This window comes from Actinomadura geliboluensis, assembly GCF_005889745.1.
Classification (GTDB): domain Bacteria; phylum Actinomycetota; class Actinomycetes; order Streptosporangiales; family Streptosporangiaceae; genus Spirillospora; species Spirillospora geliboluensis.
On sequence record NZ_VCKZ01000433.1, the window covers coordinates 1 to 7,359 of the forward strand.

At 73.3% G+C, this 7,359-nt stretch carries 6 protein-coding genes and 1 pseudogene; 6 read left to right on the forward strand and 1 reads right to left on the reverse strand.

Features of this window, described 5'->3' with window-relative positions; translation table 11 throughout:
* The first annotated feature begins 690 nt into the window (after positions 1–690).
* Together ETD96_RS37530 and ETD96_RS37535 are read left to right on the forward strand one after the other, a co-directional pair.
* Positions 691–1,662: an ATP-binding cassette domain-containing protein gene (locus ETD96_RS37530; protein WP_138641259.1), complete on the forward strand. Its 972-nt coding sequence runs from the start codon at positions 691–693 to the stop codon at positions 1,660–1,662.
* Positions 1,659–2,483: an ABC transporter permease gene (locus tag ETD96_RS37535; RefSeq protein ID WP_205719647.1), complete on the forward strand. Its 825-nt coding sequence runs from the start codon at positions 1,659–1,661 to the stop codon at positions 2,481–2,483. Before ETD96_RS37530 ends, ETD96_RS37535 begins: the two co-directional genes overlap by 4 nt.
* Before the next feature lie 119 nt (positions 2,484–2,602).
* On the opposite strand, the gene ETD96_RS37540 is transcribed toward ETD96_RS37535, so the two are convergent.
* Complete coding sequence (locus tag ETD96_RS37540; protein WP_171069420.1) at positions 2,603–5,830, reverse strand: AfsR/SARP family transcriptional regulator; 3,228 nt, start codon at positions 5,828–5,830, stop codon at positions 2,603–2,605.
* Positions 5,831–5,896: 66 nt separating this feature from the next.
* On the opposite strand from ETD96_RS37540, the gene ETD96_RS45340 reads away from it, so the two are divergent.
* The 4 genes and pseudogenes from ETD96_RS45340 to ETD96_RS37555 all read left to right on the forward strand — a co-directional run.
* Positions 5,897–6,154 carry a DUF7218 family protein gene (locus ETD96_RS45340; RefSeq protein ID WP_171069421.1) on the forward strand — a complete coding sequence of 86 codons (258 nt, stop codon included), beginning with the start codon at positions 5,897–5,899 and terminating at the stop codon, positions 6,152–6,154.
* A complete protein-coding gene (locus tag ETD96_RS37545; protein WP_138641261.1) occupies positions 6,155–6,514 on the forward strand; it encodes a VOC family protein in 360 nt (119 codons plus the stop codon). It abuts the gene before it with no gap.
* Positions 6,511–7,020, forward strand: a complete 510-nt coding sequence (locus tag ETD96_RS37550) for a DUF1360 domain-containing protein (protein WP_138641262.1) — start codon at positions 6,511–6,513, stop codon at positions 7,018–7,020. The genes ETD96_RS37545 and ETD96_RS37550 overlap by 4 nt, the downstream gene beginning before the upstream one ends.
* 77 nt (positions 7,021–7,097) lie before the next feature.
* Positions 7,098–7,359 (forward strand): annotated as a pseudogene (locus ETD96_RS37555) (hypothetical protein); the annotation flags it as partial.

A 7,359-nucleotide genomic window follows, 5' to 3' on the forward strand; every position in this document is an offset into this window, starting at 1 on the left:
GCCGATAAAGGCATTGGCTTTTAACACGCTGTTGAGTTCTCAAGAAACGGACACCCACCGCGCCGAACCCCGCTCTCGCGGACCCCGGCTCCGGGGCAACCCTTCTAACTTACCTGTTCCGCTCCCGCTGTCAAGTAGATCCGCGAAGATCTTTTTGACGGTCGGAGGCGTCCCAGTCCCCCCGCGGCGACGAGTCACCCCCAGGCCGTGAGCCTGGCGATGGTCGATCCGTAGGAGTCGCCCCTGCGGGCCGGCCACCTCGCGGCGTCCTGCATCCCGTCCGGGCTTGCCATTCGAGAGTACCTCGGTTCGAAGCAAGCCGCGAACCGTTTTCCTCTTTCGGCTTCCCCCGGGGCCGTCCGCCTCTCGGCGTCCCGCATCCCCTTGGGGCACGACAGACATTAGGCAGCCTCGGACAGCCCGTCAAATCGACACGACCCGCTGAACGCTCCGCCCACAAGGGCTTTGCGGCCCCTCGACCGTGGCCGTTCCGACGCCCGGGGGCGAGGGCTCGCTGGTCGACACCTCCCGCAGGCGCAAGAAACCTGCAGGTCACTTGGGGTTCACGGCGGCGACATCAGTCCCGTGTCAGCGGCGCGTCAGCGGGCGGGCGCCGATGTCCGCGCCCTGTCAGCGCCCTCCCCCACCGTGGTGACCGTCACAGATGACGCATGGCGAAAGGCGGGACCGATGGACGAAGTGATCCGCGCAGAGGGGCTGCGCAAGACGTTCGGCGATACGAAGGCGCTGGACGGTGTGGACATCGCGGCGCGCCGCGGCACGGTGCTCGGGGTGCTCGGGCCCAACGGCGCGGGCAAGACCACCGCCGTCCGCGTGCTGGCGACGCTGCTGAAGCCGGATGCCGGACGGGCCGAGGTGTGCGGCTACGACGTGGCCGGGGACGCGGCGCGCGTCCGGGCGAAGATCGGGTTGACCGGGCAGTACGCGTCCGTGGACGAGGAGCTGACCGGCACCGAGAACCTGGTGATGATCGCGCGGCTGCTGGACTTCGGCCGGCGGGAGGCGAAGGCGCGGGCCCGGCAGCTGCTCGACCGGTTCCGGCTGACGGACGCCGCGTCGCGCGCCGTGAAGACCTACTCGGGAGGCATGCGCCGGCGGCTCGACCTGGCGGCGAGCCTGATCAACCATCCCGAGGTCATCTACCTGGACGAGCCGACGACCGGGCTGGATCCGCGGGCCCGCAACGAGGTGTGGGAGACGGTCCGCACCGTGGTGGCCGACGGCGCGACCGTGCTGCTGACGACGCAGTACCTGGAGGAGGCCGACGCCCTCGCCGACCGGATCGCGGTGTTCGACCACGGCCGGGTCATCGCCGAGGGGACGTCCGACGAGCTGAAGGGGCGGGTCGGGCGGCAGACGCTCGCGGTGCGAGCCGCCGAGCCGTACCGCGCCGCCCAGCTCGCCGCGATCGTGGCCGAGCTGACCGGCGAGCGCCCCGAGGTGCAGGAGGCGACGGGGCTCGTCACGGCGCCGGTGAACGACCCCGGGCTGATGTCCGCGCTGGTGCGGCGGCTGGACGAGGCGTCCATCACGGCGGCCGAGCTGGCGCTGCGGATGCCGAGTCTCGACGAGGTGTTCCTCACACTCACCGGCCACCTCGCCGACGAGGCCGGCCTCGAACTCGAAAGGAGCGTGGCATGACCACGATGACCGTCGACTCCCGTCCGCAGGCGCCGGCCGAGCCGCCCGGGCGCGTCAGCCCGCGGCGGACGCTGCGGCACGGCCTGACCCTGGCGTGGCGCAACCTCGCCCAGCTGCGGCACTCCCCGGAGAAGCTGCTGGACACGACGCTCATGCCGATCGTGTTCCTGGTGCTGTTCCTCTACGTGTTCGGCGGCGCGGTGGCGGGCGGAACGCACGCCTACCTGCAGGAGCTGCTGCCGGGCCTCGTCGCGATGATGACGATGTTCGCGACGATGGGCGTCGGGACGGCGCTGAACGAGGACATCCACAAGGGCGTGTTCGACCGGTTCCGCAGCCTGCCGATCGCCCGGTCGGCGCCGCTCATCGGGACGGTCCTCGGGGACACGGCGCGGTTCGTCACCGTGATGACGATGCTGGTGGGCTTCGGGTCGATCCTCGGCTTCCGGTTCCACACCGACCCGCTGTCGGTGGTGGCGGCGTTCGCGCTGGCGTACGTGTTCTACCTGGCCGTGTGCTGGTTCTCGGTGCTGGTGGGCCTGATCGCGCCGTCGCCGGACACGGTCCAGGGCCTGTCCTTCCTCTGGGTGATGCCGCTGACGTTCGGCAGCAACATCCTCGTCCCGAACACGGCCACGATGCCGGGGTGGCTGCAGGCGTGGACGGACATCAACCCGGTCACCCATCTGGCCGCGGCGGTGCGTGCGCTGACCGTCGGCGGCCCGATCGGGAACCACGCCTGGTACACGCTCGCGTGGGCGGCGGGGATCACCCTGGTCACGTTCCCGCTCGCCATGCGCATGTATTCGCGGCGGGCCTGACGGCGGCCCGGCCCGTCCCACCGCCGCGCGCGCCATCCCGGACGCACAGTCCGGGATGGCGCGCGCAGCCGTCCCCACTCGGTGCGGCACCCGTGCACGAGCCCGTCCCGCCGCATCCGTCAGATGGACGCGACGAGGTCGGCGCTCTGCTCGAAGACGCCCTGGCGGGTGACCAGGCGACCGCGTTCGTAGGCGGCGGCGAAGGCGTCGTCGCCGAGGGCGCGGGTCACCGCGGGCAGCGTCCGGCGGACCTCGTAGGAGGTGTCGTCGCTGTAGCCGTTCAGGGTGTGCGCGGTGCCGAGCAGTTCGGCGGCACGGACGAACGCACCGCGCGCGGCGGCGTAGGCGGCCAGCCCCTCGATGAGGGACGCCACGGTCGGGTTGCCCATGAGGACGTCGTCGTGCAGGTCGCGGAACGCCTCGGTGTGCCGGCGCCGCGCCTCGTCGAGGTCGCCGTCCTCCTCGGCGAGGCAGCCGAGGCGGCTGTGGGTGCGGCGGGCGGTCTGCACGAAGTCGGGCCGGTGGCCGCGCGCCTTGACCCACTCGTGCGCGCGCTCGGCGTAGGCGCGCCCGGCGTCCCGGTCGCCCTCCTGGAGGGACAGTTCGCACAGTTGCAGGGACGCGCCGGCCGCTTCGGCGAACTCACCGACCCGCTCGGTCTCCGCCATCGCCCGGTCGAGGTCCGCGCGCGCGCCCTCGACGTCGCCCTGCCGGGCGCGCGCACGGGCGAGCTGGATGAGGATCCCCGCGCCCTGTTCCGGGCTGACCTGGGCGGTGGCGTAGCCGTGCGCCTCCTCGCCGAGCCGGATGGCCTCCGCCGCCTCGTCCCGGGCCAGCGCGACCTGCATCATCCCGCTCAGCGCGACGATCATCCCGAACCGGTCGCCCATCTCCCGGAACCGCGCGTAGCCGTCGGCGGTCTCCGCGGCCGCCTCGTCGATGTCCCCGGTGTGGATCGCCATGTGCCCCAGGCAGACGCGGACGATGGCGCGGAGCCACGGGTCGGGATGGTCGTCGATGTCGTGCAGCCGCCGGCGCATCGCCTCCATGTCGCCGGTGAAGATGCTGGACGCGCACTGCGCGAGGGCCAGCACGGGATGCCTCGGCCTGTCGGGGATGACGGAGGCGATGTCCGCCAGGGCGGCGTTCAGCGACTCCCGCGTCGGACCCTGGTCCTTCTGCATCTCGGTGATGAGGCGGGACGAGATGACGCAGAGCGCGTGCTCCTCCTCCAGACCGGGGGGCGGGGTGTCGCCGGCCATGGCGTGCACGGCGACGGCCCAGCCGGACGCCTCCGTCTCCATGTCCCGCAGGATGAAGAAGAACACCAGGGCCGCGAGGAGCCGCAGCCCGGTCTCGACGTCGCCGGTCTCGGTCACGTGGCGGAACGCCGCCGCGATGTTGCCGCGTTCGGCGGAGATCCGCTCGGCCCAGCGCAGCTGGTCGTGGCGGCGCAGCTCCGGTTCGGCGCGCTCGGCGAACCCGACGAGGTAGCCGGCGTGCGCGTCCCGGACGCGCCGGGCCTCACCGGACTGCTGCAGCCGCTCCCCCGCGTACACGCGGACGGTCTCCAGCAGCCGGTAGCGGACCTCGGCGTCGCCGTCCGCCATCACCAGCGACTTGTCGACCAGGGCGGCGATGACGTCGATGACGTCGTGCGGGTCGGGGGCGTCGGGGGCGTCCAGCCCGCACACGTGCACGGCGCCCTCGGGGGTGGCGCCGCCGGCGAAGACCGAGAGCCGGCGCAGGACGGTGCGTTCGGCGTCGTCCAGCAGGTCCCAGCTCCAGTCGACGACGGCGCGCAGCGTGCGGTGCCGGGGCAGCGCGGCGCGGCTGCCGCCCGCCAGCAGCCGGAACCGGTCGCCGAGCCGGGCCGCGACCTGGCCGGGTGTGAGGGAGCGCAGCCGGGCGGCGGCCAGCTCGATCGCGAGCGGGATGCCGTCGAGCGCCCGGCAGATCGCGACGACGTCGGCGACGGTGCCGGCGTCCACGGCGAAGCCGGGGCGGACGGCCGCGGCCCGGTCGGCGAACAGCCGGACCGAGGCGTAGCCGAGCGCGGCGGCCGGGTCGGCGGCGTCCTCGTCCGGCAGCGGCAGGGACGGGACGGGGCACAGCGACTCGCCGGTGATGCCGAGGGGTTCGCGGCTCGTCGCGAGGATCCGGACGCCCTGCGCCTGCGCGAGGACGTGGTCGACGAGCCGCGCGACCGCGTCGATGAGGTGCTCGCAGTTGTCGAGCACGATGAGCATGCGCTTCGCGGCGAGGAAGTCGGTGAGCCGTTCGACGGGCCGCACCGCCATGCGCGTCTCGCCGGGCCGGACGGTCTCGGGGACGCCGAGCGCCGACAGCACGGCCTGCACGGCGTCGCCGGGTTCGCTGACCGGGGCGAGCGGGACGAACCAGGCGCCGTCCGGCATCTCGTCGACGAGCGCGGCGGCGCTCTCACCGGCGAGCCGCGTCTTGCCCGCTCCGCCGGGGCCGGTGAGCGTGACGAGCCGGGTCTCGCGGAGCAGCTTGCCGACGCGCCGCGACTCCTCCTCCCGTCCGACGAAGCTGGTGAGCTGCGCGGGCAGGTTGGTGCGCGGCGCGGGTGCGGGAACGTCCGGGACGGCGGCGGGCGCGGGCGCCGGGGCCTCCCGCCGCAGGATCGACAGGTGGACGGCGGCCAGTTCCGGGGACGGGTCGACGCCGAGCCGGTCGGCGAGCGCGCGCCGCGTCTCCTCGTACACCTCCAGCGCCTCGGCCTGCCGCCCCGCCGCGCACAGCGCGCGCATCAGCTGGCCGCGCAGCCGCTCGCGGAGCGGGTTGGCGGCGGCGAGCGGCTCCAGCTCGGCGACCGGCGGGACGGGCAGCCCGGCGGCGAGCTCCGCCTCGACGCGGTCCTCGACGGCGGCGACCCGCAGCTCCTCCAGCCGCGCGGCGAACGGGCGGGCGAAGTCGGCGTCGGCGACGTCGGCGAGGGCGGGCCCCCGCCACAGCGCGAGCGCGGCCCGCAGCCCGGCGGCCCGCCGCGCCGGGTCGTCCTCGGCGCGGGCCGCCGCGGCGCCGCGCTCGAACGCGACCGCGTCGACCTCCGCCGGGTCGATGCCGAGCCGGTAGCCGGCCGGGCCGTGCTCGACGACGTCCCGTCCGGCGACGCCGCGCAGCCGGGAGACGAGCGCCTGCAGGGCGTTGCCGCCGGGCGGGGCGCCGTCCCACAGGTCGTCCAGCAGCCGCTCGGCGGACACGGGCCGGCCGCCCTCGGCGGCCAGCCGGACGAGGAGGGCGCGCAGCCGCCGGCCGCCGACCTCGACGGGCCGGGCGGCCTCGTCCCGCAGGTCGAGCGGGCCCAGGATGCCGATGCGCACGAGTCCCCTTTCCGGGTGCCATTCTCGCCGATGTGTGGACTTCGTGTGCCGGGTAGTTGTTCCGCTATGCCTAGAGCACAGATCAAGGACGAGAAGACGTACCAGAAGCTGCGCGACCAGGGCGAGAGCAAGGAGAAGGCCGCGCGCATCGCGAACGCCTCGGCGAACCGCGGCAAGAAGAACGTGAGCCGCAAGGGCGGCAAGAACCCCTCCTACGACGACTGGACGAAGGACGAACTGCTCGACCGCGCACGCGAGATCGGCATCGAGGGCCGCTCTTCGATGACCAAGTCCGAGCTGGTCAAGGCGCTGCGCGACCATTAGATGGAACTCGTCTTCGTCCTGGACTGCCGCGACCCCGACGCGCTCGCCGACTTCTGGGCCGCCGCCCTCGGCTACGAACGCGGCGATTACGACCCCCCGTACGTCCATCTGACGGACCCGTCCGGGCGCGGCCCGATGATCCTGCTGCAGCGCGTCCCCGAACCGAAGTCCGGCAAGAACCGCATGCACCCGGACCTCCGCGTCAGTGACATGGACGCGGAACTCGCCCGCGTCACCGGGCTCGGCGCCACCGTCGTCCGCGGCCCCTTCGTGGACGACGGCTGGCCGACCACGGTGCTCGCCGATCCGCAGGGCAACGAGTTCTGCCTGATCGTCGACCCCCGGAAGGAGAAGCGATGAACGCGGTCGTCGACACCGCGCGCAAACAGAAGGAGGAGTACACCGCCGGAGCGGACCGCCCGCTCGGCTCCTACCTCGGCACGCTCGGCGTCTACGCGCTGACGACGGCGGCGATGGCGCTGCTCGGCCGCAGGCTGCGCGACCGTCCGCCGGTCATCGGCGCCGCCGACCTGGCACTGATGACGGTCACGACGCACAAGGTGGCGCGGCTGATCGCCAAGGACCCGGTGACCAGCCCGCTGCGCGCCCCGTTCACCCGGTACTCGGGGACGGCGGGCCCGTCGGAGGTGGCGGAGGAGGTGCGCGGCAAGGGCGTCCGGCATGCCGTCGGGGAGCTGATCACCTGCCCGTTCTGCACGGCCCAGTGGGTCGCGACGGCGTACGCGGCGGGCCTGGTGTTCGCCCCGGAGGCCACCCGCCTCGCCGGGGTCACGATGACGGCGGTCGCCGGCTCGGACTGGCTCCAGCTCGCCTACGCGCGGCTCCAGCAGTCGGCCGAGGGCTGACCAGGAAACCCCCAACAAAACCACACGAACCACCCCGTCTTTACGTTTGTCCCAGCTGCAACGGGTACGGCCGTCCCATGGATCTGGCATTCCTCAAGACGCTGTATGAACGTCCGGGCCCGTACGCGTCGGTGTACGCCGACCTGACCCGGACGACCGAGGACGCGGCCAAGGCCGCGGAGCTGCGGTGGCGGGCGCTGCGCGCGGAACTGGAGGACCAGAACACCCCCAAGGCCACCGTCCGCGCGATCGCGCGGACCATCGAGGAGGAGCTGGCGATGCGCCGCTCCGAGGGCATCGTGGTCTTCGCGGCGGACGGCGAGGTGGTGTACAGCGAAC